The sequence below is a fragment of the Alcaligenes sp. SORT26 genome, assembly GCF_017377875.1.
Lineage (GTDB): Bacteria > Pseudomonadota > Gammaproteobacteria > Burkholderiales > Burkholderiaceae_B > Alcaligenes > Alcaligenes parafaecalis.
In genome coordinates this window covers 3,472,721-3,497,163 of record NZ_CP070975.1, presented here as the reverse complement: position 1 = coordinate 3,497,163, position 24,443 = coordinate 3,472,721, and the positions used below count along the sequence as shown (strand labels likewise).

Sequence of the window (24,443 nt, the reverse complement as noted above, 5' to 3'; positions counted from 1 at the left end):
GCCTGCCCAGGCCCCTGTTGCCAGCACTGACAGTAGACAGTGTGAGGATTCCCACGGTAGGAAGGTCAAGTGTGCGCGTGCACCCCGACCATTCCCTCAGGCAACTATGGCGTAAAAAATACGTCTACATGCAAATCCTGAACTTTCAAACCGCGCTTGAGCACCATACCCATGGTGGCATCCACCATAGATGGAGAACCCGCTACATACACTTTCCAGCCACTTAAATCAGGCTGATCGTGGCCAACGATATCGGTGACAAGCCCGCGACGATAGTGAGTGGCCGGTATCCCGGAGATGACAGGAGTAAAAGACAGATTGGGGTATTGGCGCTCCAGCGCCCGGAAGTCATCAATAGCATATAAATCCCGCAGCTCGCGCGCTCCAAAATACACATGAATGGCCTGGCTCATGCCACAGGCCAGGGCCGTTTCAACGATCGATTTGATAGGGGCCAGTCCGGTACCTCCGGCAATGCACAATATGGGCCCACCGTGCCCCTCGCGCAGATACGAGGAGCCACGAGGCAGCTCCAGACTGACCTTCTCGCCCGGCTGAAGTACGGTGTGCACATACGCAGAGGTCACACCGCGAGGAACGCGGCGTATATGAAATTCCAGATCGAGCGCGCCAGGCCGGTTAGCCATGGAATAGCTGCGCACTGGCGCCTGTCCAAACTTGATATCCGCATACTGACCAGCAAAAAACATCAAGGGCTCAGCTTCATCCAGGCGGATACGAACCAGACGCACATCATGAGTCAGCTCCCGCAGCTCCGAGATGGTGCCCGTCATGCTGCGCGAAGGAGCCAGCCCGCGTACATCGTCCGTACCAATCCAGTCCACGGCAACATCCGTTAAAGGAATCGCCCGGCAGGCCAGAATCAGGCCACGATCTTTTTGTGCCTCGGTCAGGGCAAAACGGGAGTACTCCAGCAGGTCTACCTGTCCATCGACCAAGCGGGTTTTACAGCCTCCGCAACGCCCCAGGCGACAGCCATGCGGATAGGACAAGCCACTTTGCAAGGCGGCCTGCAAAATGTCTTGCCCCTCCTGGGCGGTCACCCGCTGCCCGGTCTGGCGGATAAGAATTGTTTTGCTGCTCATTGCTGCCCCCTTCACATATAGCCCCACGGGCCGCACATGGCTGTCAGCTCCCGCCCGGTTCTTGCTGACCAATAGGGATCTGGCTGTCTCATCGTTGTAGTTGGCATGGCGACTCCACACAAAGTTGTTGTTGAACGACACAAAAGGCTTATTTCTCAATGCCTTGTGAACAAGCTAATGCTTCCAACGATTGGAGAGTCAACACCCTTAAAAAGAAGTGCTGGCAAACCTTGACCTTCCAATCGTTGTAATGCCTAGCCTTGGCAAACAACTTTGCACAGATGCTTCGGACGGGCCGGAGCCCTGCTGCAAAAAAGGGATACAGCCATGCGTCGAACATTCAAATTTGCTTTAGCGGCAAGCGCCATTGCCGCAGTCGGAACCGCCTACGCTGCCCGCGATGGTTCCGATCATAAAGACAAGGCGGCAGAACCGCCACAAGAAGCCGCCAGTGCGCCAGCGGGCCCCTCCGTGCCTGTTGCTCAAGTCCTGGAGCGGACCATACATCCTTCTACGGATTTCACCGGATTTCTTGCCGCCCCTCAATCCGTAGAACTACGTTCGCGTGTTAGCGGCGCGGTCGAAGCGGTCAGCGTGCCAGAGGGCAGTCTGGTGCGTAAAGGGGAGCCTCTGTTTCATATAGACCCGCGCCCCTTTCAGGTAACACTGGACACCGCAACAGCACAACTACGCCGGGCCGAAGTGCTGGCCAAACAAGCGCAAGACGATCTGAACCGAGCCCAGAAACTGGTTGAGACCGGCGCAGTTTCCCGCAAGCAATACGAAGATGCGTTGGCCACACGCAATGCTCACCAAGCCCAGGTCCAGGTTGCCAAAGCAGATGTTGCCGCCGCCCAACTGGAGCTGTCCTACACCCATATCCGCTCACCCATCGCAGGTCGAGTGGATCGGGTATTGGTCACGGAAGGCAATCTGGTCAATGGCGGTGCCACTGACAAAGCCAGCTTGTTAACCACCATCGTGTCCACCGACCCCATTTATGCCTACTTCGATATAGACGAAGCCACCTACCTGAAGGCCATCCGTCAGACCCGAGCAGAAAAAGATAACAAAGCCTCTGCGCTGCCCGTATCCATTGGACTGACAACTGATCAGGGTTTCCCTTATCAAGGGAAGCTGGATTTCGTCGGAAACCAGATTGACCGCAGCACCGGGACCATACGGGCTCGCGCCGTCGTACCCAATCCCGACGCCATGCTCGCACCCGGCTTGTTTGCTCGCATCCGGCTGGCCACAGGAGCAGAGCAGGCGGCTATTTTGATTGACGATCAGGCCGTAGGCACCGATCAAGGGAAAAGATATGTGCTGGTTGTGGACCAGAACAATCAGGCCCAGTACCGAGTGGTCGAGACCGGACCCATGGTCGATGGTTTGCGCGTCATCAAAGCAGGCCTGCAAACAGGGGAAAAAGTGATCATCAAGGGCCTGGTACGCCCGGGCATGAACATCACTCCCCACATGGTTTCCATGCAGGCGGTCACTGAAACAGCAAGCGCTGCAATCCGTCCTGCGGAGGCCCAGCCATGAAGTTCCCGCACTTTTTCATCGCCCGGCCCATCTTTGCCATCGTGCTGTCCTTGTTGATGCTGATCGCCGGTGCCCTGTCCTTCTGGCAACTACCGCTTAGCGAATATCCGGCGGTCACGCCCCCTACCGTCCAGGTAAGCGCCAAATATCCAGGCGCCAATCCAGAAGTCATTGCCGACACGGTAGCTGCGCCGCTGGAACAAGCCATCAACGGCGTGGAGAACATGCTGTACATGAACTCCCAAATGGCGACCGACGGCCAGATGGTCCTGACCATCGCCTTCAAGCAGGGAACGGATGCCGACATGGCGCAGATCCAGGTACAGAACCGGGTTTCCCGCGCCCTGCCACGCCTGCCTGAAGAAGTGCAGCGCATCGGGGTGGTCACGCAGAAAACATCGCCAGATGTACTGATGGTGGTCCATCTGGTCTCCCCGGAAAAACGCTACGATTCTTTATATCTGTCCAACTTTGCCATCCGGCAGGTGCGCGACGAACTCGCTCGTCTTCCCGGAGTAGGCGATGTGCTGGTCTGGGGAGCCGGAGAATACTCCATGCGCATCTGGCTGGACCCGTCCAGCGTGGCAACACGTGGTTTGACAGCCAGCGACATTGTGGCGGCCTTGCGCGAACAGAACGTACAAGTTGCCGCCGGTTCGGTGGGGCAACAGCCCAATGCGGATTCCGCGTTTCAAGTCACCGTCAATACCTTGGGGCGCCTGTCCACGGAAGAACAGTTCGGCGAGATTGTGGTCAAGACAGGCGAGGACGGGCAAGTGACCCGCCTGCGCGATGTGGCCCGAATCTCTTTGGGAGCCGATGGCTACACGCTGCGCAGTTTGCTCAATGGCGAATCCGCCCCTGCCCTGCAAATCATTCAAAGTCCTGGTGCCAATGCCATTGATGTCTCCAATGCGGTACGCGCCAAGATGCAAGAACTTCAAGGCGGTTTTCCACAGGACATTGAATACCGCATTGCCTACGACCCGACGGTATTCGTTCGGGCCTCCTTGCAATCCGTCGCCATCACACTACTGGAAGCCGTCTTGCTGGTGGTGATTGTGGTTGTCCTGTTTCTACAAACCTGGCGGGCTTCCATCATCCCGCTGGTCGCCGTACCGGTGTCCTTGATAGGCACTTTCGCCTTGATGCATATCTTTGGTTTCTCCCTGAATACGCTCTCTCTGTTCGGGCTGGTCCTGTCCATCGGGATTGTGGTGGACGATGCCATTGTGGTGGTTGAAAACGTGGAACGGCACATGGCGCTGGGCGAGTCACCCAAGCAAGCGGCTTTCAAGGCCATGGATGAAGTAACCGGCCCCATTATTGCCATCACATCCGTTTTGGCAGCAGTTTTTATCCCCTCCGCATTCCTGTCCGGTCTGCAAGGCGAGTTCTATCGACAGTTCGCCCTGACGATTGTGATTTCCACCATTTTGTCGGCCATCAACTCCTTGACCCTGTCACCCGCACTGGCTGCCATTTTGCTGAAACCTCACAACAGCAAGACCCGTCCAGACTGGCTGACACGGCTGATCGATACTCTGTTTGGCGGACTCTTCCGTCTCTTTAATCGTTTCTTTGACCGCGCTGCCACTTCCTACGTAACGACGGTGCGCCGTGCCGTCCGTGGCAGTGCGATTGTGCTGGTGCTGTATATCGGCTTTATCGGCATGACCTGGCTGGGTTTTCACCAAGTCCCCAACGGCTTTGTACCCGCGCAGGACAAGTATTTTCTGGTGGGCATTGCGCAACTTCCTAGCGGCGCCTCACTGGATCGTACTGAAGCGGTGGTCAAGCAGATGTCGGACATCGCCCTGGCCGAGCCAGGCGTGGAAAGTGTGGTTGCGTTTCCGGGCCTGTCCGTCAACGGGCCCGTCAATGTACCCAATTCCGCCCTGATGTTCGCCATGCTCAAGCCCTTTGACGAGCGCCAGGATTCATCGCTGTCCGCCAACGCCATTGCCGGCAAACTAATGGGCAAGTTCAGCCAGATCCCTGATGGTTTTTTGGGGATATTCCCACCCCCACCCGTCCCAGGGCTCGGCGCCATGGGTGGCTTCAAACTGCAAATTGAAGACAGGGATGGCCTGGGCTTAGAGGCTCTGGTACATGCACAAGGGCAAATTATGGCCAAAGCCATGCAGGCCCCGGAACTGGCCAATATGCTGGCCAGTTTTCAAACGAATGCTCCCCAACTGGACGTGGAGATTGACCGGGTTAAAGCCAAGACCTTGGGCGTATCAATGACAGACGTATTCGAGACCTTGCAAATCAATCTGGGCTCGCTGTATGTCAACGACTTCAACCGTTTCGGACGCACCTATCGCGTCATGGCCCAGGCCGATGCGCCGTTCCGCGCCCAGGCCCAAGATATTGGCCTGCTGAAAGTGCGCAGCAACAAAGGCGACATGATTCCCTTGAACGCCTTTGTGACCCTGACCGAAGGCTCCGGCCCGGACCGGGTGATCCGCTACAACGGCTTTCCCTCTGCCGACATCAGTGGCGGCCCGGCCCCTGGCTACTCCTCGGGACAGGCCACGGACGCTATCGAAAAGATCCTTGAAGAAACCTTGCCCGAAGGCATGGTCTACGAATGGACGGACCTGGTCTATCAGGAAAAACAGGCAGGCAACTCTGCCCTGTACATCTTCCCTCTGGCCGTCCTGCTGGCTTTCCTGATTCTGGCCGCGCAATACAACAGTTGGTCCCTGCCCTTTGCTGTCTTGCTGATTGCCCCCATGGCCCTGCTCTCGGCTATAGGCGGTGTCTGGCTGTCCGGCGGCGACAACAACATCTTCACGCAGATTGGTTTTGTGGTGCTGGTCGGGCTGGCCGCCAAAAACGCTATTTTGATTGTGGAATTTGCCCGCACACAGGAAGAGGCCGGAGCGGATCCCTTGACGGCAGTGCTGGAAGCCGCCCGACTGCGTCTGCGACCAATCCTGATGACTTCGTTGGCCTTTATCGCTGGCGTAGTACCCCTGATGTTAGCCAGCGGTGCAGGAGCAGAGATGCGCCACGCCATGGGGGTGGCAGTATTTGCCGGCATGCTGGGCGTCACCCTTTTCGGCCTGCTGCTAACCCCTGTGTTTTACGTGCTGGTGCGCAAACTGGCATTGCGCCGTCAGCATCGCCGGGCCCCTGCCAGCAACGACCAGCATCACGCTTGAAGCAAGGACAACCATGAACATGAATTTCCCCTCCCTGCCCCGCGTGCGACACCTTAGCCCCCTGGCTCTGGCTTTGGTGCTGACAGGCTGTACGCTGGCCCCAAAATACGAACGACCGACTGCCCCTATCGAGGCTACGTATCCCGCTTCCCCCATTGCCACAGAAGCGGCTAAGTCTGCAGCAGTCATCGCTGCAGAAGTTGGCTGGCGCGACTTTTTCAGCGATCCGCTTCTGCAGCAACTGATTGAAATCTCACTGGAGAACAATCGCGACTTTCGCACAGCAGCATTGAATGTCGAAGCGGCGCAGGCGCTGTATCGCATTCAGCGCGCCAAACTGATGCCAGAACTGGGAGTCGCTGCCCACGGTGTATCCGAGCGCCTTCCCGCCGAACTGAACTCAGGCGGCACGAGCCAGCTTAATCGTCGTTACGATGTGGGCGGCATCAGCACGGCTTGGGAACTGGATCTGTGGGGCCGCATCCGTAGTCTGAACGAACAGGCCTTGGCCACCTACCTGGCCCTGGATGAAACACGCATCGCAGCTCAAACCAGCCTGATCGCCGAGCTGGCCAATACGTATCTGACGCTACGGGCCGACCAGGAGTTGCTGCGCCTGAGCAGCGACACATTGGCAACCCAGCAGCGTTCCTACGAATTGAGTCGCCAGTTAAAAGAGCTGGGCCATGCCACCCAACTGGACCTGCGCCGGGCGGAAGTCGCCTTGCGACAGGCAGAATCCAGCTATGCCACCTACAGCCGCCAGGCAGCCTTGGACCGCAACGCTCTGGTACTGCTTTTGGGGCAGCCACTAAGCGCCGAGCTCTCCAGACAACTGGATGAAGCCGCCACGCTGCCGGACCAGATCCTGGTAGCCGATCTGCCCGGCGGCCTGCCCTCCGATCTGCTCGTTCGCCGACCTGATATCCGGGCAGCCGAACAAACACTTCGAGGGGCTAATGCCAATATCGGTGCAGCACGAGCCGCTTTTTTTCCCACTATCAGCCTGACAGGGTCCTTAGGGACCGCCAGCGCATCATTAGATGGCCTGTTCGACTCTGGCACACGCGCTTGGAGCTTTCTACCCAGTATCAATCTACCCATTTTCAAGGGTGGTGCGCTGCTAGCAAATCTGGAGGTCGCCCATGTGCGCAAACGGATAGAAATCACCCAGTATGAAAAAACCATTCAGGTCGCTTTCCGGGAGGTCGCTGATGGATTGGCAAGCAGGAGCCTGCTAGACCAGCAGATCCAGTCCGAGAAGCTGGCGGTCACGGCCAATCTTGAAGCTCAAACCCTGGCCGAACAGCGTTTCCAAGAAGGCATAGATGACTACCTAAGCGTTCTGGATGCACATCGCAGCCTGTACAGCAGCCAGCAAACACTGGTCAGGACACGCCTGGCGCGGCTGAGCAATTTGATTGATCTGTACAAGGCTTTGGGAGGTGGGTGGAAGGAACACACAAACTCGCCAGATCAAAGCACTTAGAACATATTTTTTACCAGAGCCAGAGCCGCATATACCTAGTTGCAAGCAATACCCATGCAGCTCTGGCCTTGTATACACACTGTTCCCGCACAGTCAGGTGAACACTCGGATTACCTCAACGGTTCCGACGAGCTCGTTCCTTCACCACATTACTTTCCAGCATCAAGGCCGCCCGGTTGCTAATCCTGTCCAGCATGCTGCTCAGGGCTGACATTTCGGCTGCGCTCAGGTCCTGAAAGATCTCCTCGTTCAGGGAGGCCACAATCGGCATGACTTCCTTGTAGCGCTGCATTCCCAGCTCCGTCACCGAGACATGCACAACACGCGTGTCTTTGGTATCGCGCGTCCGCTTCAGCAAGCCCTTCTCACACAAAGTACTAACCGCCCGCGAACAGCGTGCCGAGTCCAGAGACACCGCCTCAGCCAATGCTGTACCCGTCAGAGCGGGATGCATACAGGCGATAGCCAGAATGCGCCATTCACGGCGAGTGATATTGAAGCGCCCCTCGCACAAGCGAATGAAAATCGGGTTGCCAGCCGACCAGGCCCGATAAAGCTGGAACATCATCATGGCCGGAAGCGTAGGAGCCGGAGCGGTGCTTGCCAAGGCAGAGGAAGACGTGGAGGAGCTGGGCATCAGAGGACCTTTAGCCTTAAAGATACTTGATTAGAACAAGTATCACCCCCCTTGTTAAGCTGCGGTAAAAACTGATGGAAAACAAAAAAAGGAGACAAATCATGGCCCAGAACCGCCTTCGCGCCACGGTAACAAGCTGTCTGTTGTCAGGACTGCTGTTCACTGGTTTATCCCACGCAGCAAGCCCTATCGAAACCCTGACAGTCGTTGTGCCCTATGCGCCAGGAGGCGCGTCTGATCGGGCCGCACGCATTGTGTCGGACGGTCTGCACAAGAAATTGGGTATTCCCATTGTGGTCGAGAACAAAACCGGCGCAGGGGGCCGGATTGCCGCCCAGTATGTCAAAAGCACGGCGGCAGACAAGAATGTGCTGATTCTGGCCAACCCCGCCATCATGGTGGTCGCCCCGCTGGTTTTCAATGACATTCCGTACAAGCCCGACAGCGACTTTCAAGCGGTTTCCATGGTGACGGAATACGGCTTTGGGGTGGCCGTCTCGGCAGACAGCGACATTAAAACCATGGATCAACTGATCACCTGGGCCAAGGAACATCCCGGTGCCTTCAATATCGGCGTTCCCGCCACCGGCAGCCTGCCCCACTTCTTTGGACTGATGCTGTCCCAGCAGATTGGTTCCAAAGGCGAGATCATTGGCTACCGTGGCTCGGCCCCCGTCATTACCGACCTGATTGGCGGCATTCTGCCCGTGGCCATTGATACGCTAGATGTGCTGACCTCCCAGCACCAGGGCAAACGCATCCGTATTCTGGCCACCTCGGGCAGCGAGCGCGAAGCCGCTTTGCCGGACGTCCCCACCCTGAAGCAATCCGGCGTTGAACTGGAAGCCTCCGGCTGGAATGCTTTCTTCGCCCCCGCCTCCATGCCTGCCGACAAAGTGACCCAACTGGGCGAGGCAATCAAGGAAGTCACCAGCGATCCGGCACTGCAAGAGACGCTGCTAAAAAATGAATTGATCCCTGTGTCTGCCAATGCAGAAGAAACCCGCGTCCGCATCGAACAATTCCGCCAGCAATGGGCACCCGTTATTCAGGCCTCCGGCTTCAAAGTCACGCAATAAACCAGCAACACAAACGACATGACACAACGCAAGAACGTCCTGTTCATCATGGCCGATCAGCTACGGGCTGATCATCTGGCCTGCTATGGGCACCCTCATATTCGTACCCCCAATCTGGATGCGCTCGCCGCCAAGGGGGTACGCTTTGACCGTGCCTTTGTTAACTCCGGAGTCTGCGGCCCATCCCGCATGAGCTATTACACGGGCCGCTACCCCTCTACCCACGGCGCCACCTGGAACCGCGTTCCTTTATCGGTAGGCGAAGTCACCATGGGCGAATACTTGCGCGCCGGTGGGCACAAGCTGGTGCTGGCGGGCAAAACCCACATCATGGTCGACCACAAAGGGCTGGAACGACTGGCACTGGATGGGGGCAGCGAGCTGGCCCGCCTGCTTAAAACAGGCGGTTTTGAAGAGATAGACCGCTACGACGGCCATCACGAGCCGGGAGAAGAAAGCGGCTACCCGGCGTACCTGCGACGCCACGGCTATGAGTCCGATGACCCGTGGACAGATTTTGTCATCTCCGCACGCGGCCCGGATGGAGAAGTGGTCAGTGGCTGGCATATGCGCAATGCCCGCTACCCCTCGCTGGTGGAAGAAAAGCATTCGGAAACCGCCTACATGACAGACCAGGCCCTGTCCTTCATGGAGCGCATGGGGGATGAGCCTTGGGTGCTGCACCTGAGCTACGTCAAACCACACTGGCCCTATATCGCCCCTGCGCCCTACCACGATATGTACAGCGCCGAGCAATGCTTGCCCGTAGTGCGCAACGAGGCCGAATTAAACAACGCGCATCCGGTTGTAGAGGCCTACCGCCAGCAAGAAGAATGCGTCAGCTTCTCCAGCGACACCTGTGTGGAGACGGTCCGGCCAGCCTACCAAGGGCTGATCACCCAATTGGACGACCACCTGGGCCGTTTGTTCGACTTCATGTCCCACAACGGCCTGATGGACAACACCCTGATCATCTTCACTGCCGATCATGGAGACTTTCTGGGCGATCACTGGCTGGGCGAGAAAGAACTGTTCTACGACACCGTGCAGCGCGTGCCTTTCATCGTCTACGATCCGTCAACAGAAGCAAACGCGACGCGCGGGACGGTCGATAACAGAATGGTCGAAGCGGTCGATGTGCTGCCCACTATGCTCTCCTGGCTGGGTCTACCACTGGCCTCGCACCGGCTTGAGGGGCAGGACCTTCAACCCTTGCTACACGGCAAGCAGCCCCCTTGGCGAGACTGCGTGTTTTCCGAACTGGACTACAGCTATCGCCTGGCACGCGTGATACGCGATAAATCACCGTCCAATGCCAGAGCCTGGTCCCTGCGCAGCGACCGCTGGCGCTACGTGTATTGGCTGGAAGAGCCTGAGCAGCTTTACGACCTGCATGCAGATCCAGAACAGTTCAACGACCTGGGTCGCTCTGCGGAACATGAGCACATACGGGAAGAATGCCGGGAGCGCTTGCTGCAATGGTTCACAAGCCTGAAACGCCGTACCACCGTGACGGAAGAAGAAGTCGAACGCGGTACGAATGCGTATAAAAAGGCGGGGGTGTTTTTTGGACAGTGGTAAGACAGCAGTGCAAAACCTTTGATGAAGGACAGGTGCTACGGCTTTGAATCCAAGCAGGCATACCAGCGATGGGCTGGAGACATCGCGACTCTAACAGCGGTGTCTCCAGTAAAGCATTAAGGATTGTCGAACCTCAGGAACTTACTTCAGCAGCTTGTCCTTGATTTTCTGCTGATACTCCGAGGAGACGTTTAAGCCCTTCGTGACATACTCGTCCATGGAGCCAAAGTTCTTTTCAGCCTCTGCAAAAGAGATCTCGATCCAGTTTTCCTGAACGCCCATAAAAGGGGCAAAGGCAAGAGCAGCCTGGACACCTTTCTTGTCTACCGTTTTATCAAAACTCTGTTTAATAGACATCACAGAGTAATCGTTAGACAGGAGAAAATCCTGCACGATCACATCCCGTGGAACCCCGGCAATATGCAAGAGAATGGCCGAAACCCAGCCCGTTCTATCCTTGCCGCCCGAACAATGAAACACTTGTGCGCCATCGCTATCAGCAATAGACCGTAGGAGTGTTCCTATCTCTTGCCGGGCATGTTGGTCATTACTGATCAAACGGTAAATTTCCTCCGCCCCCGCCAGGGTCTTTTCCGGGCGCTCAGTAAAACCGGTACGCACACTTTCAACATCATCCCAACCCAACAAGTTCCTATTCTCCCACTGCGCTCCAGGAATAGGGCTATCTGGATTTAACTTGATCTCGCCAGGCGTGCGCAAATCATAAATATTTCTTAAATTAAGATCGGCTATTTTCTTCTGATCCTGCTCGCTCAGCTCCAGCGCATTGGATCTAAAAACAATCCCTTTATTCAGAACTCGACCTTCCTTGGTCTTGTACGCCTCTCCGTCTCCGGCCAAGTCTCGGAAATTATCAGCTTTATCCAAAACAATATTTCTCTTCACGGCGCCACTTTGGCTTGGGGCTTGACTAGCACCCTGAGCATAAGCCAATCCAGAAACACCCAACGCAGAACAGGCCAAGACGCTACCAGCCAGCAAAACCCCAAAAATCTTAGATAATTTCTTGTTCATTTCCCCTACCCTTTATGGCAATCTCATAGGCCATCAAACAGCCCATAAAAAATGAAAAATTTAAGCCTTATTAATTAATTTAGACTTAAATTAATTTGATCGTAGGGGATCGGTTTTCTTTCATCTATCCAGTTTCTGCAGGGCTTATCCACATAAAGCAGAAAACCGCCTTTTCATAGGGAAAACCTCTATCTTCAGCAACGGAAAGCACACGTCGAGACACAAGCAGCCGTTCGTATCAGGACGACATCATCCAAGCTCCAAATCCTGCTAAAAACACCACAACAGCAGGTGGCACACGCCCTACCGTCAACAAACCAAACAAGAGCAAAGCCAGCCCAAAATCCGCCCGACTGTGAATGGCACTGGTCCACACCGGGTCATACAAGGCTGCCCCCAGAATGCCGACCACACCCGCATTCACACCGGCCATCGCCGTCCGAATTCCTGCTCTGTGCCGCAAGCTCTGCCAAAAGGGCAAGACGCCAATCAAAATTAAAAACGCCGGTACAAAAATCACCACTAGTAAAACCAGCCCACCCAGCCATCCATGCAAGGGCCCTTGAGCAATCGCCCCGATATACGCTGCAAAGGTAAACAACGGTCCCGGAACAGCTTGAGCAGCGCCGTAGCCCACCATCAAATCCGCATTGCTGACTACCCCGCTGGGCACCACCGAGGCCTGCAACAGCGGCAAGACCACATGCCCGCCTCCAAACACCAAAGCTCCGGAGCGATACACTCCTTCCAGCAACTGCACCGTGGACGATCCCGTAAGCGCCGCCCACACAGGCAAGGCAATCAACAAGCCTGCAAAGAGCAACAAAGCCGCCATCCCCACCTTGCGAGATACTGGATACACATGAGCCTGCGCAGCACCTGTCTGGGCCACATCCAGCTTCCACCAAGCTAGCAGACCCGTGATCACAATAGCGGCCACTTGCCCGAACGCAGAGGGCAGCAAAAGGCTCAACAAGGCCGCCAAAATCGCCAATGTCGCCCTGCCCCGATCAGGGCATAAAGAACGAGCCATACCCAGCACCGCCTGCGCCACAATCGCTACAGCCACAATCTTGAGGCCATGCACCCAAGGAGACTCAGCAACCCCTTGAAGCCCGGCCAAACCCAAGGCAAACAGAATCAGCGCAATTGCCGAGGGCAAAGTAAAACCTGTCCATGCCGCCAACAAACCCAGCCAGCCCGCACGCCCCAAGCCAATCGCCATTCCCACCTGACTACTGGCCGGTCCGGGCAGGAACTGACACAAGGCGACCAGATCGGAATAGCTGTGCTCATCCAGCCAACGACGACGCTCCACAAACTCTGAACGGAAGTATCCAAGATGCGCGATAGGCCCACCGAATGAGGTCAGGCCCAGTTTCAAGAAGGACCAAAAAACCTCCAGAGGCTTGCCCTGCTGAATCGCCACTGGCTGCGGCAAAGGCTTGCTGCTAGAACCATTCGTCACCGTTTGAACTCCCCCGAAAGCAATCAGGCCCCGACTACGGTGCGGCACCTGAAATTACTACTCATTATTTTTTATGAGGCTCCACAGCACTACACCCACCCGTATTGGCATCCCAGCATTCACTCAAATAACTGACGAAGGTAGAGATCCTGGCCGATAAAGCGGTGTTGCGATAGTAAACAGCATTGATGGGCTGACGCATCTCCAGCGCCTGCTTGGGGAGCACCTCCACCAAACGCCCCTCGGCACGATCCCGATGCGTCATGAAGTCCGACAAGCACACCATCCCCTGCCCTGCCAGCGCCAATTGTCGCAAGGTTTCCCCGCTGGAAGCCGCAATAGTCGGCTTGATATGCAATGGCATTCCATCCGGTGCGGGCAAAGGCCAATCATTCAGGCTTAAGGGCTGAGTAAAACCCAGCAGCACATGATTCTCCAACTCCGCCACATCACGCGGATGACCGTGCTTTTTCAGATAAACAGGAGACGCCAGAACACGTAAACGACAACTGCCGATAGGCCGTGCATGCAAGGTGGAGTCTTTAAGCCTGCCAATACGGATCGCCACATCGGTGCGCTGCTCCAACAGATCAATCCAGCCTTCGTTACTAGTCAGTTCCAGATACACTTGCGGATAACGCTCCCGGTAGCCCGCCACCAAAGGGATCACGCAATGCAGGATAAAAGGCGAGGCCGCATCCACACGTAAACGCCCGGCAGGCTGTTCACGCCGCACGGCCAGATCCTCCTCCGCTTCCTCCACACTGGCCACAATCGCTCTGGCTTTCTCCAGAAAAACGGCACCTTCCTCAGTCAGCTCCAGTCGACGGGTAGTACGTCGCAGCAAGGTGGTGCTCAACTTTTCCTCAAGGCGACTCAAGCTGCGGCTGACGGCGGAAACAGTCAAGCCAAGACGTTCAGCCGCCCGCGAGATAGCGCCTGTGTCCACTACAGCAATCAAAGCCTGCAACTCATCAAAAGTCGTTTTCATTGTTGAATTTAAATCAAATGTATTTCCCTAAATATGGGCTTTTTCGAATAAATCAGCAAGCAGACAATGGCATCTTTGCAAAGCCCCCCGCAAGGAAGCAGTTATGCCTATCGCTTTACTGGCACTCACCATTAGTGCCTTTGCCATCGGAACGACAGAGTTTGTCATCGTTGGCCTTTTACCCACTATTGCGGCTGATCTTAATGTCAGCCTGCCCTCTGCCGGGCTGCTGGTCAGCCTCTATGCTCTGGGCGTTGCGGTTGGTGCCCCCGTCCTGACCGCCCTGACCGGCAAGGTCCCACGCAAAGCTCTGATGCTGGGTTTGATGGCCTTGTTCACCCTTGGCAACCTGGTCGCCTGGCAGGCACCAGGCTACGAATCACTAATCGTCGCCCGCATCCTGACCGGACTGGCACATGGCGTTTTCTTTTCTATTGGCTCCACCATTGCCGCCAGCCTGGTCCCCAAAGAAAAAGCCGCCAGTGCTATCGCGATCATGTTCACTGGTTTGACCGTGGCGCTAGTCACAGGTGTGCCACTAGGCACTTTTCTGGGCCAGCAATACGGCTGGCGCATTACCTTTTTAGCCGTCGCCGCTTTGGGGGTGATCGCATTTCTGGGAACTCTGCTTTTTGTACCTAAGAACGTAGTACATAACAAACCGGCTACCCTGCGCCAGCAAATCAGCGTCTTCGCACAACCACGACTCTTATTGGTTTACGCGATGACCGCTGTGGGCTACGGCGGCTCCTTCACTGCCTTCACATTCTTGGCTCCCATGCTGGAGCAAATCACGGGCTTCTCCAGCCACGCCGTGGGTGGAGTGATGCTGGCTTACGGCGTATCGGTTGCGATCGGCAACTTGTGGGGCGGCAAACTGGCCGACCAACGCGGCCCGATTCCTGCCTTGAAACTGATTTTCTTGCTACTTGCCGCGCTTCTGCTGGTGCTGAGCTTCACTGCTACGAATCGTTGGCTAATGCTGGCTACCGTATTGGCCTGGGGTGGCGTCGCTTTTGGCAATGTGCCCGGATTGCAAATCTACGTGGTCAACCAAGCTCAGCGCTTTGTGCCTGAAGCAGTCGATGTGGCCTCGGGACTGAACATCGCAGCCTTCAATATCGGCATTGCTATCGGTGCCTGGGGCGGCGGGCTGATCGTGGCCAATGCCGGCCTGATACACACCGCCTGGATCGGCGCCATCGTCGTGCTGCTGGCTTTAGGCCTGACGGTCTGGGCTGGAAAGCTGGATCAGCGCGACCAGAAAGTGGCAGCCGATATTAAAGCGGCACCCCTGGCAGCCTGCTAACAAACGACGGCTGTTTTATTCACATACGGACGTTCCTGCCGAACGTCCAAATCTACTCAAATGGAGTTATCACAATGTCTATCCCACAAATGGGCGTCGGCACCTTCCGCTTACAAGGGCAAACAGCCATAGACTCGGTCCGCAACGCCCTTGAAGTCGGCTATCGCGCCGTCGATACCGCCCAAATCTACGGGAATGAAGCTGAAGTTGGCCAGGCCATCGCCGAGTCTGGCATACCCCGAGAGCAACTGTTCATCACCACCAAAATCTGGGTCGACAACTTAGCGGGTGACCAACTCATCCCGAGCCTGAAAGCCAGTCTACAAAAACTACGTACAGACTACGTAGACCTGACGTTGATCCACTGGCCCTCCCCAGAGGGCACTGTGCCATTGAAGGAGTCCTTACAAGCCTTGCTGGAGGCACGCGAACACGGCCTGACACGACAGATCGGCGTATCCAATTTCAATATTGCTTTGCTGGACGAAGCCATTCATGCCATTGGCGCGGAAAACATTGCCACCAACCAAGTGGAGATCAGCCCCTACCTGCAAAACAGCAAGCTGGCTGCCTTTGCGCGTGAGAGGAATGTGCATCTGACCTCCTATATGACGCTGGCTTATGGCAAGGCAGTGCAAGACCCGGTGCTGCAAGAGATTGCGGCTAAACACGGAGCGACAGCAGCACAGGTGGCGCTGGCATGGGCCATGCATCAAGGGTTTGCTGTTATCCCGTCATCGACCAAGCGGGCGAACTTGGAAAGCAATCGTAAGGCTGGGGATTTGGAGCTGGATGTGGAGGACCTGAAGAGGATTACTGAGCTGGATCGCGGAGAGCGCCTAGTCGATCCCGAAGGCCTGGCACCGGCATGGGATTGAAAGTCTGATTTACCGCACCAATGTAAGAAGGTGGCGTACGGCCACCTTTCTTCCAACATTTACGACAACGGCGTTAGAGCATTAACACGTTCAGCCACAACCTGACATGCAGTGAGCAGATCGGTGACGATACGATCATCGATATTTAAGTCACCTTCATACTCACCCAAGTTGCGAATATTGTGACACTTGTCGAGTACACGCCAAACAGCAGGACCGAGATCAAGAGTGTGCGGTAACAACTGGAATAGGGCATATCGGTTGCTGGAACGATAACCATGCCAGCGTAGGGCTGCGAGACAGAAAGCGTGGGCGGCGTTATAAGCCAGATCGAAACGGCTTTCAATAGATAGCGATGTGTTCAAAGCATCACTTAACCGCGCTTGTCCTGAACGTACTAAACCTTCAAACTCACGCTTATCCGGAGGTTCAGCTCGCAATGCCTTACCCGGCCCACTTAGATTTTCAAACGCTGAGGTCATTGCTTTCTCCTACGACCCAAATCTTGGGTTGCTCAATGACTCGAGTCAGGAAAGACTCCTGCTTGGCAATGCGTTGACGAAACTCCTCACGCGACAGAATCGTGGGATTGACGGGGCGACCGAGAGTATTGCTTACTTCCTCCAAGGCCATGAAGAGCTCCCCGTAGCTAAGTTCATCACTGATCACCATCAGATCAATATCGCTGCTCGCAGTATCTGTCTTCTTGGCGACAGAACCATACACAAAAGCCGCTGTAATCCGACCTGCCATCGTCTGAAGAGCCTCGCGCAATGGATCAGCTAAACCTACCGTCTTCTGGATGATGGAACGTAGTTCGTTGAAGATAGGTGATTCTGCATTGGCTTGGTAGTGCTTCTGGTTGCCAACCGTTCTTACCGTCACTAGGCCACTGTTCGTGAGCGTGGCCAATTCCCGCTGAACAGCACCTGACCCACTGGCGGCCAGATTGATTAATTCATTCGCATAAAAGCTACGGTCGGGCTGACCATACAAAATTCCCAGCACGCGTTGCTTGGTGCCGGGAAAGAGAGCGCCGGATAGGCTGCGAGGAGATGCAGCGGTAGTTTTTATACCCATATTGGGGTTTATCATACCCATTTTGGGGTTTTTTGACTAGGAAATAGCACAACCGGCTTCGTCGGACTTCGCGCGCAACGCCTCATATAGTAGCTGCGCTGGCCCCAGCAGAATGTCGCGTAACCCGCCACACACTTTCACTTACCCTAAGGCCTGAGAGCTCATGATCGGGTGCGCTTCTAGAGCATCCTTTAGATCTAGCGAATTACTCTGTACTATTTCCCGCTGCCTACTGCCAAGGCGTGCCGAAGAAAACCGCAAACTGCTCAATCGTCATCGACATATCGAAGGGCGTAGATTCAACGATGTGTTTGTCGTTGTTCAGCGTGTCCATCAAAGCGAAATGATGCGCACGCGCTTTCAGATGCCGAGTGATCTCAGAGGGCACCTCCGCCACATAGACCATAAGCAACACCTCATCAATATAGGTGGCTAACCATCGAGAGTGCTGTCTAGACGGTAATAAAGGACAAAGTACAAGCGCTATGGAGGATCGCAGAACAAGGTAAATGGCAACGTACCAATTCTGTATTTACTTACGCATTATGAGGATTCCCTGAACCGGGAAGGAAACTACGATATCTTCCAACTGTTTGAACTTTAGGAAGATTTTATATGGTGCCCGGGGCCGGAATCGAACCGGCACGCCTTGCGGCGGGGGATTTTGAGTCGCGAAGAAACAGTGCTTTGTGAGGTAAAACCATTCACCTTAAGTTGATATAATAAAACTATAAATAACTTAAGAATCAGTGAGTTAGTCAACTTAGCGCAATTTAGTGAAAACTACTCACTGTACCGATACTGTACCGAAATCAGGTGATCAATCCGTACATCTACGCCATCGTTTTTTAGCCGGCCAAGACAGGAAGAGGGATGGAGCTTTTAGATCACTACATTGTAGCTTGTGCACATGGCATCGCCCATGTAGAAATGTTCCTGGCCAAGATGTGGCTGTACTGCATTTTTCTGTTCGTGGTAGCGCTGATTGCTTCTGATCTTTAGGCCTTAATTCCGTGGCTTCTTACATGAGGGTGGTGCGATATGAGTAAAGCTGAGCGAAAGGCGGCCTCTGATGCTGCTCGGGCGTCGGTAGAGTTGGAAGGTTTTGTTATACCCGAGGATACTTCGGCACAAGCTCAGAAATATATTGAAGGTGACATCAATATCCAAGAGCTAATTAGTCTCTTCTACAAAAAAACCAAGAGAAGTAGAGAAATAATTGATTGAATTTCGTTGGGCTGAGTTTGATGTTAGCGAATAGTTTTTTAGCCAATTGCAGGCGATGGACACGTGTGAGGTTAAAAGCTAAAAATGAAACCGTTAAAGGACTGTCCACGTTGCACCGCACTAGTATCGACACTACCGCTAACACGCAACCCCTTCTCTCATTATTCTCGCCAAGTTAGACTCGACTCCAACTCAGGAGTCAGCCGTTGAGGAAGGTTTGAGCTTCGCATTTCAGGCTCGGAGGGGTGGTGACGATTTGATTAGAGGCAAGCTTGACTAAATCTACAAACAACAAACAGCCCCCACAGCAGGGAGTGGGGAAAAAACAGGCAACATCTACCGAACTGACCGGTGGCACTGGCTTCACTTATGAAGACAAGGTGGTCGCCTATTATTTAGCGGCTCTTCTTCGCAGTGAGAATGCCATGCTTCAGCACGGCACCGTGAGCAGCGTTGCCACCCAGCAAGCGGGCCACGGCCAGCCGATGGATGATCTTATAGTCGAGTTTCAAGATGCTGACGGCCCAAGAATGTTGGGTCTTCAAGTGAAATCCACGATCACTGTGAGCGGAGCCACTACTAACAAGGATTTCCGCGACGTTCTCAACCGCGCGAAAGAAACCCGAAAAACTCCAGGTTTTCAAGTCGATCGGGACGCTTATGGTTACGTCGTCGACAATGTAGCTGAAGCCAAACATCGGTCGCTCAACCGCCTCATCGATTGGGCGGTAAGTAGTCCCACGCCCGCAGATTTCGACCGACGCTTTGCGGCGGATGGTGCAGCTGCAGCTGCAGAACGCGCTCTTCGGGACGAACTGGCTCCGCTCATCGGAGCATGCAGCGCTGAGGACGGTTGGAAATTCTACCGTCAGTTTGTTGCCGCTCGATTTAGCGGCCTCGAAGAGACCGGCATCTTTTGGGCAGAGATCACAAACCGCCTTCAAGAGCTTGTTGCAAGCAATGAGGATGGGCTGGAGGTTCTACTTTTTGATCGCCTCTGTCGCATTGTTCGCGATGGCACTGGCACAGCCCGAAAATGGACCCGGGCTGCTCTACTCGCGCAGCTTCGTGGTGTAGTCCGGCTAAAGATCTCGCCGAGCTTTCGCAGCGACATCGACACCCTTGTACAGTTCTCCCGTGATGGTCTCAACGAAATTGCCGAGAGCATCGACGGGTTCGAGGTTGACCGGGCCGTGCTTCAACAAGCCGTGCATGATCGCCTTGCCGCCAGCCGTGTAGTAAACATCAGTGGCCTCCCAGGGTGCGGCAAATCTGTCGTGCTTAAACGGGTAGCCACAGAGGCCGCGCAGCGCGGGCCGATCCTTTTCCTAAAGTCGGACCGACTGACCGGGAAGAGCTGGTTGGAGTTTGCTGCAGCGCTGGGTGTCAAACACCGGAAGCTTGGCGACATCCTTGCGGAGATGGGCGCAGCTGGCACGGCTACACTCTACATCGATGGAATTGATCGCATCACCCCCGACCAGAAGCGGATCATTCTCGACATCCTCAATGCAATCGAGGCTAACCCAGACCTCAGCAATTGGCAGGTTCTGGCCACCTCACGTGACCAAGGGCTTGAAACATATCGTGCTTGGTTTCCATCGACCTTCTATAGCGGCACTCAGATTGGTGACGTTCAGGTTGAGCCATTCAATGACGACGAAGCTAAGGTACTGGCGAAGGAAAAACCAGGCCTTCATCACCTTTTGATGGGAGCGCCGTCAGTAAAGGCGATAGCGCGGCGCCCGTTCTTCGCCGCGGTGCTTGCCCGAAGCTTTTCCAATGAGACAACCGAACCACAGACAGAGGTCGATCTAATCAACGCTTGGTGGGCTCGAGCAGGCCACGATGCCGCTGCGGAAGTCGTGCCGCAGCGGCAACGCGCACTGCTCGATATTGCGGAAAAGGGAGTTACCAACCTTGGGAAGAATGTCGCGGCCCGCTCGCTGGCAGAACCTACGTTTATGCACATTGCGGCGTTGAAGAGCGACTTACTCCTTCGTGGGAATAATGGCGACGCCTCCTTTTCATTTTCGCACGACATATTCTTTGAATGGACATTTTTCCGCCTTCTCATCGACCTAGGCGACACATGGATCGAAGGGCTAGCGCACGCTGGCGAACCTCCACTCCTAGGGCGCGTCGTCGGCCTCTTGGCTCAGCATTCGATCGCAGAGGCGGGCCAGTGGTCGGCTAGTTACGTCGCCCTAGATCAATCAACGCTTCGGCCCCAATGGCGTCGGGAATGGCTAACCGCACCTCCGTTCACAAGCACATTCCTCAATAGCCAAAAGGAATTCACTGAACTTGTGGCGACTAACGATTATGTGCTGCTCGAAAAGCTATTAGTCTGGTTCCAGGCCCAACACACAATTCCCAGCCCAACTGTCCTTGCCCAGACCTCTCCGGGTCAATCAGGGCTCGATCAGGTAAGCCTTGCTGAGCTTCTGAGTTGGCCCTCGGACTTCACAAGCTGGGGGCGTTTTCTTGACTGGCTTCTGCCGCTCGCAGCTACGCTACCTGTCCGGCTCCTCCCCAGGGTAGTCGAAGTTTTCTCCGTTTGGCAGAACGCGTTATCAGACTTCTGCACTGCGCGGTCAAAAGCCATCGTTGCCATCTGCGCTGAGTGGCTGATCGATTTTGAGCAAACGGCTTATTCTGAAAAGCAGGTATTTGAGCGTAGCCGCTGGGACGAACTTGGCCGCGATGCGAAAACGCAGTTTGCTACAGCGCTAAGGATCGTTATCGTGCGCGCCGCGCGGGCGTTTCCTGAATACGCTAATACGCTCTTCGAGCGTGCAACCGTCAACGAACGAATGCGCCGCGACGCGTATTCTGATCTCATGGCACTCGCCTGGATGATGGCAGAAGTCTCACCCGAAAGGTTGGCAGCAGTCACAAAGGCCGAGCTACAGCAGGAGCTGCCGCAAGATCACCTTGATCGAGAGAAACGCGAACGGCGTGAAGCCGCCGAATGGATCCAACGAATTCGCGACAAACCGGAAACTGAACGGACCGAGCACGAGAGGCGCATGCTTGAGCACATCCCTTTCCACATCCCCCATAGCTATGGCGGCCTTGGGCGCGAGGAGATCGGGATTGACCGGCATCACAACTTCTATTCCCCGGTCTCGGCGATGCATGAGCCCTTTGCCAGTCTCTTCAATAAGAAGCCGGAGGTTGCCTTACAGCTTGTACATGATCTAGCCAATCATGGAACAACCGGCTGGCGGCAGATAGCGAACATCACGCGTCTCCAACACGGTACCCCGATCCCTACAGAAATCACCTTCCCGTGGGGTAAGCAGCAGTTTTGGGGCGATTGGTCTACTTACAATTGGCAACTTGGCCAGCTTGGCGCGCAACCGCTTGACTGCGCCTTTCTGGCCATGAGCTACTGGGCCTTTCATCAAATCGAAAGCGGCCGACCCGTTGATGAGGTGATCCAACTCATCGTGCAGGGCAACGAAGCGATAGCCGCTCCGGGCCTCGCGCTCCGCTTGGCATTGGAGACTTCACATATCTCCGAAGTCACGCTGGCTCTAGTGACATGCCAGCGCCTTTGGCCGTTTGATATCGAGCGTGTTCGTCAGGAGCCGACTCGAAACATCGATCTTTTTGGATTTGGAATCTTTAATCGGCTAACAGGCGTAAAAAAAGCTGCGCAGGATTATCTCGATAAGCGGCCCAGCCGATTTCGCGACATAAAGCAGCTTGCCATGCAATTCGCGATCAATGGCAATGCAGAGATCACGGAGCGGTTTAAGCAGGCATTGGCGAGTTTTGTCACAGCACTCCCGTATCAGTTAGAAGAGCAACGCTCAAACCCAGCCTCCACAGCCACGCTCACAAAGCAGGCGGAGGAATACGCTGCGCTTGCTGTCGTCGATAATTACCAGGGATATCGCACACCCGATAATCGAACCATGATCGCCTATCATCCACCGCTTTCGCAGGAGGCTATTACGCGCGGCGAAGCCGCAGGCGTGTACTTGCAGCAAAACGGCGTCCTAACGTGGGCAGTAAAATCGCTACGTGCTTTTGCAATCGATACAGACAAAACACTGATGGATGCTGTCGCGCTCGCTCGCCCGCTGGACCACCCTACGCTCTTTGCGGAACGTTTAGATGTCGAAAACCACACACCCCAAAGCTTGGTCGCGGCGGTCGCCGCGTGTGTCATCTGTTTCAGCCCCCCCCTATCCGAAAATTACAAATGGGCGATAGATGTAATGGCGCGGATCGAGGGCATGAAGGAGCCAGCGGGATTTTCCTACGGCTCGAAAATCGCATGGCATCCTGTACTGCAACTGATATTCGCGTTGCTTCACCTGAGGCGCAACAATCCGTCTAACCTCGAGCCTGCGCGAAGGTTAATCTGGTTAACTGCTCACCCACACGAGGAGGCCGCAGACTGTGCCTTTTCAGCACTACTTGCCGACCCCGACCCCCATGTTTCCTGGGTTATCGCTCAGCTAGTATTGGAAAGGGCGCATTACTACCAACCAGTAATAAGCGGGGATGGCGAGCGGGACAACCGTACAGCAAAATTGGCGACGCAGGCTGCACTTGATCGTGCCCTCAAGGGACTTAAGTCAAGGGAGTTTGGAGCTTTTGGCCCGATGCCGCCCGCTTGGGTCAAATTGCCATCCGCTTCGGATGATAAGGATGATGCTGATAACAAGGGCCGATGGACTGAACCTGACCCGCTGTTTGATCCGCGACGTGCCGAGAAACATCTCGGAGATTTTCCGATCGAGAAATGGTGCACTTCAGACGAGACAAAACCACTTGTACTCGCATTGGTCAAAAGTCTCGTCAACTGGACGATCCTGCGGATGAACCCGCCCAAAGGCATGGAACAGAGGCGCGACTGCGCCTCCGATCTGATAGGTTGGGACAATGCGCTGGGTGATGTGTTGGCGCGTGCAGCGCCATTCTTCGATCTTGCCGTCATTGAGGGGCAACTTCTCGCGCCTTTCCTTCAAAACCACGATAACAATAGCCTTAATGTTATCGCCGCGTTCACCGACAGGTTGGTCACGCGCCATGTTCTGGATGCCACAAAAATACCCGCCGGTACTTTTGAGTTGCTGGGACTCTGCGCCGACCACGTAATCTCTGACAGCACATTTAGACCAGGCGGATACCGCGCGGGAGAAGTCTCCGGGCGTGAGATGCCAAAGCTTATCGAGGCCCTGCTAATAGTCAATGTCGAAAGGGCTACCGGAGCCGCTCGCTTCGTAAATGGCGATTGGTCCGAGATCAGTCTGGTCATGCCGACGGTCACTCGCCTGGTGACCGCCACGGGATGGTCTGCCTTCGTCATGTCGAAGTTTCTCCTGCTATGTGAGCGCGCCGGGAGAGCGTACCCACTCGACCATTTCATCGAGCAGGCCAGCGCAGTACTAACGCAGCTGGACAGCGCAAGAGGCAACTGGGTGGGCACGAGTCTTCCAGCACGAACAGCGGCGGTTGTGCAACAACTTGCCGACGCCAATTTCCCGCTACGGCCGGATCAGGCTCAGGGTCTGCTGTGGATTCTTGACGCATTAATCGATCTTGGTGATCGAAGAAGTGCTGCACTTGAACAAACTGAGGCATTCAAAAGCGTGCAAGCCCGATCCCAGATCCGATGACCATTAAATAATTAATTCTCATTTACATATATAACAATAAACACTCGGCATCCTCACAGCTTGGAGCAAACGGTTTTGACTAGAGGCTAAGCCAGCAACCGCCAAATTTTTGCCTCTAAATACCGCTTTAGCGGCGCGTTTTTGGATGCCCGCTATGGGATACTGTTTGACTTTCTCAGCGATCGACTTGAGGCCAAAGCAGT

General features: G+C 55.1%; 17 protein-coding genes. 9 read left to right on the top strand and 8 right to left on the bottom strand.

Annotation, left to right across the window (positions count from 1 at the left end):
* Positions 1–104: 104 nt before the first annotated feature.
* Complete coding sequence (locus JYG33_RS15935) at positions 105–1,106, bottom strand: 2Fe-2S iron-sulfur cluster-binding protein (protein WP_207873148.1); 1,002 nt, start codon at positions 1,104–1,106, stop codon at positions 105–107.
* Positions 1,107–1,433: 327 nt separating this feature from the next.
* On the opposite strand from JYG33_RS15935, the gene JYG33_RS15930 reads away from it, so the two are divergent.
* Genes JYG33_RS15930 through JYG33_RS15920 form a run of 3 tightly spaced genes read left to right on the top strand, consistent with a single transcriptional unit; the run spans position 1,434 to position 7,316 of the window.
* Entirely contained in the window at positions 1,434–2,654 is a 1,221-nt protein-coding gene (locus tag JYG33_RS15930) for an efflux RND transporter periplasmic adaptor subunit (protein WP_207873147.1), read from the top strand.
* Positions 2,651–5,827 (top strand): efflux RND transporter permease subunit, encoded by a 3,177-nt coding sequence (locus tag JYG33_RS15925; protein ID WP_207873146.1) that lies wholly within the window; start codon positions 2,651–2,653, stop codon positions 5,825–5,827. The genes JYG33_RS15930 and JYG33_RS15925 overlap by 4 nt, the downstream gene beginning before the upstream one ends.
* A 13-nt stretch (positions 5,828–5,840) precedes the next feature.
* Positions 5,841–7,316 (top strand): efflux transporter outer membrane subunit, encoded by a 1,476-nt coding sequence (locus JYG33_RS15920; RefSeq protein ID WP_207873145.1) that lies wholly within the window; start codon positions 5,841–5,843, stop codon positions 7,314–7,316.
* 115 nt (positions 7,317–7,431) lie between these two features.
* Here the strand turns inward: JYG33_RS15920 and JYG33_RS15915 are convergent, their stop codons facing one another.
* The gene (locus JYG33_RS15915) at positions 7,432–7,953 is read right to left on the bottom strand and encodes a MarR family transcriptional regulator (protein WP_207873144.1); all 522 of its coding nucleotides are present in this window, start codon (positions 7,951–7,953) and stop codon (positions 7,432–7,434) included.
* 101 nt (positions 7,954–8,054) lie between these two features.
* Here JYG33_RS15915 and JYG33_RS15910 point away from each other — a divergent pair, with 101 nt between their 5' ends.
* Positions 8,055–9,032 carry a tripartite tricarboxylate transporter substrate-binding protein gene (locus JYG33_RS15910; protein WP_207873143.1) on the top strand — a complete coding sequence of 326 codons (978 nt, stop codon included), beginning with the start codon at positions 8,055–8,057 and terminating at the stop codon, positions 9,030–9,032.
* An 18-nt stretch (positions 9,033–9,050) separates the two neighbouring features.
* The gene (locus JYG33_RS15905; RefSeq protein WP_207873142.1) at positions 9,051–10,613 is read left to right on the top strand and encodes a sulfatase-like hydrolase/transferase; all 1,563 of its coding nucleotides are present in this window, start codon (positions 9,051–9,053) and stop codon (positions 10,611–10,613) included.
* A 141-nt stretch (positions 10,614–10,754) separates the two neighbouring features.
* Here JYG33_RS15905 and JYG33_RS15900 read toward each other — a convergent pair whose 3' ends face one another.
* The 3 genes from JYG33_RS15900 to JYG33_RS15890 form a co-directional block, all read right to left on the bottom strand.
* Positions 10,755–11,648: a tyrosine-protein phosphatase gene (locus JYG33_RS15900; protein WP_207873141.1), complete on the bottom strand. Its 894-nt coding sequence runs from the start codon at positions 11,646–11,648 to the stop codon at positions 10,755–10,757.
* A gap of 238 nt (positions 11,649–11,886) precedes the next feature.
* Positions 11,887–13,089 (bottom strand): chromate efflux transporter, encoded by a 1,203-nt coding sequence (gene chrA, locus JYG33_RS15895; protein ID WP_207875895.1) that lies wholly within the window; start codon positions 13,087–13,089, stop codon positions 11,887–11,889.
* Positions 13,090–13,180: 91 nt separating this feature from the next.
* The gene (locus JYG33_RS15890; protein ID WP_207873140.1) at positions 13,181–14,107 is read right to left on the bottom strand and encodes a LysR family transcriptional regulator; all 927 of its coding nucleotides are present in this window, start codon (positions 14,105–14,107) and stop codon (positions 13,181–13,183) included.
* Between the two features lie 103 nt (positions 14,108–14,210).
* Here JYG33_RS15890 and JYG33_RS15885 point away from each other — a divergent pair, with 103 nt between their 5' ends.
* Together JYG33_RS15885 and dkgB are read left to right on the top strand one after the other, a co-directional pair.
* Entirely contained in the window at positions 14,211–15,416 is a 1,206-nt protein-coding gene (locus tag JYG33_RS15885) for an MFS transporter (protein WP_207873139.1), read from the top strand.
* 74 nt (positions 15,417–15,490) lie between these two features.
* The gene (gene dkgB, locus JYG33_RS15880; protein ID WP_207873138.1) at positions 15,491–16,294 is read left to right on the top strand and encodes a 2,5-didehydrogluconate reductase DkgB; all 804 of its coding nucleotides are present in this window, start codon (positions 15,491–15,493) and stop codon (positions 16,292–16,294) included.
* Between the two features lie 59 nt (positions 16,295–16,353).
* Here dkgB and JYG33_RS15875 read toward each other — a convergent pair whose 3' ends face one another.
* The 3 genes from JYG33_RS15875 to JYG33_RS15865 form a co-directional block, all read right to left on the bottom strand.
* Positions 16,354–16,776 (bottom strand): hypothetical protein, encoded by a 423-nt coding sequence (locus JYG33_RS15875; protein ID WP_207873137.1) that lies wholly within the window; start codon positions 16,774–16,776, stop codon positions 16,354–16,356.
* Positions 16,760–17,389, bottom strand: a complete 630-nt coding sequence (locus JYG33_RS15870) for a nucleotidyltransferase domain-containing protein (RefSeq protein ID WP_207873136.1) — start codon at positions 17,387–17,389, stop codon at positions 16,760–16,762. Before JYG33_RS15870 ends, JYG33_RS15875 begins: the two co-directional genes overlap by 17 nt.
* Before the next feature lie 214 nt (positions 17,390–17,603).
* Positions 17,604–17,780: a hypothetical protein gene (locus tag JYG33_RS15865; protein WP_207873135.1), complete on the bottom strand. Its 177-nt coding sequence runs from the start codon at positions 17,778–17,780 to the stop codon at positions 17,604–17,606.
* A 635-nt stretch (positions 17,781–18,415) separates the two neighbouring features.
* Here JYG33_RS15865 and JYG33_RS15860 point away from each other — a divergent pair.
* Complete coding sequence (locus JYG33_RS15860; RefSeq protein ID WP_207873134.1) at positions 18,416–18,601, top strand: antitoxin VbhA family protein; 186 nt, start codon at positions 18,416–18,418, stop codon at positions 18,599–18,601.
* Between the two features lie 272 nt (positions 18,602–18,873).
* Positions 18,874–24,240: an ATP-binding protein gene (locus JYG33_RS15855; protein ID WP_207873133.1), complete on the top strand. Its 5,367-nt coding sequence runs from the start codon at positions 18,874–18,876 to the stop codon at positions 24,238–24,240.
* The last annotated feature ends 203 nt before the right edge of the window (positions 24,241–24,443 follow it).

Bases quoted from the DNA above. Each gene is read 5' to 3' on its own strand.
- JYG33_RS15935 (WP_207873148.1), bottom strand. From the start codon at position 1,106: ATGAGCAGCAAAACAATTCTTATCCGCCAGACCGGGCAGCGGGTGACC.
- JYG33_RS15930 (WP_207873147.1), top strand. From the start codon at position 1,434: ATGCGTCGAACATTCAAATTTGCTTTAGCGGCAAGCGCCATTGCCGCA.
- JYG33_RS15925 (WP_207873146.1), top strand. From the start codon at position 2,651: ATGAAGTTCCCGCACTTTTTCATCGCCCGGCCCATCTTTGCCATCGTG.
- JYG33_RS15920 (WP_207873145.1), top strand. From the start codon at position 5,841: ATGAACATGAATTTCCCCTCCCTGCCCCGCGTGCGACACCTTAGCCCC.
- JYG33_RS15915 (WP_207873144.1), bottom strand. From the start codon at position 7,953: ATGCCCAGCTCCTCCACGTCTTCCTCTGCCTTGGCAAGCACCGCTCCG.
- JYG33_RS15910 (WP_207873143.1), top strand. From the start codon at position 8,055: ATGGCCCAGAACCGCCTTCGCGCCACGGTAACAAGCTGTCTGTTGTCA.
- JYG33_RS15905 (WP_207873142.1), top strand. From the start codon at position 9,051: ATGACACAACGCAAGAACGTCCTGTTCATCATGGCCGATCAGCTACGG.
- JYG33_RS15900 (WP_207873141.1), bottom strand. From the start codon at position 11,648: ATGAACAAGAAATTATCTAAGATTTTTGGGGTTTTGCTGGCTGGTAGC.
- JYG33_RS15890 (WP_207873140.1), bottom strand. From the start codon at position 14,107: ATGAAAACGACTTTTGATGAGTTGCAGGCTTTGATTGCTGTAGTGGAC.
- JYG33_RS15885 (WP_207873139.1), top strand. From the start codon at position 14,211: ATGCCTATCGCTTTACTGGCACTCACCATTAGTGCCTTTGCCATCGGA.
- dkgB (WP_207873138.1), top strand. From the start codon at position 15,491: ATGTCTATCCCACAAATGGGCGTCGGCACCTTCCGCTTACAAGGGCAA.
- JYG33_RS15875 (WP_207873137.1), bottom strand. From the start codon at position 16,776: ATGACCTCAGCGTTTGAAAATCTAAGTGGGCCGGGTAAGGCATTGCGA.
- JYG33_RS15870 (WP_207873136.1), bottom strand. From the start codon at position 17,389: ATGATAAACCCCAATATGGGTATAAAAACTACCGCTGCATCTCCTCGC.
- JYG33_RS15865 (WP_207873135.1), bottom strand. From the start codon at position 17,780: ATGGTCTATGTGGCGGAGGTGCCCTCTGAGATCACTCGGCATCTGAAA.
- JYG33_RS15860 (WP_207873134.1), top strand. From the start codon at position 18,416: ATGAGTAAAGCTGAGCGAAAGGCGGCCTCTGATGCTGCTCGGGCGTCG.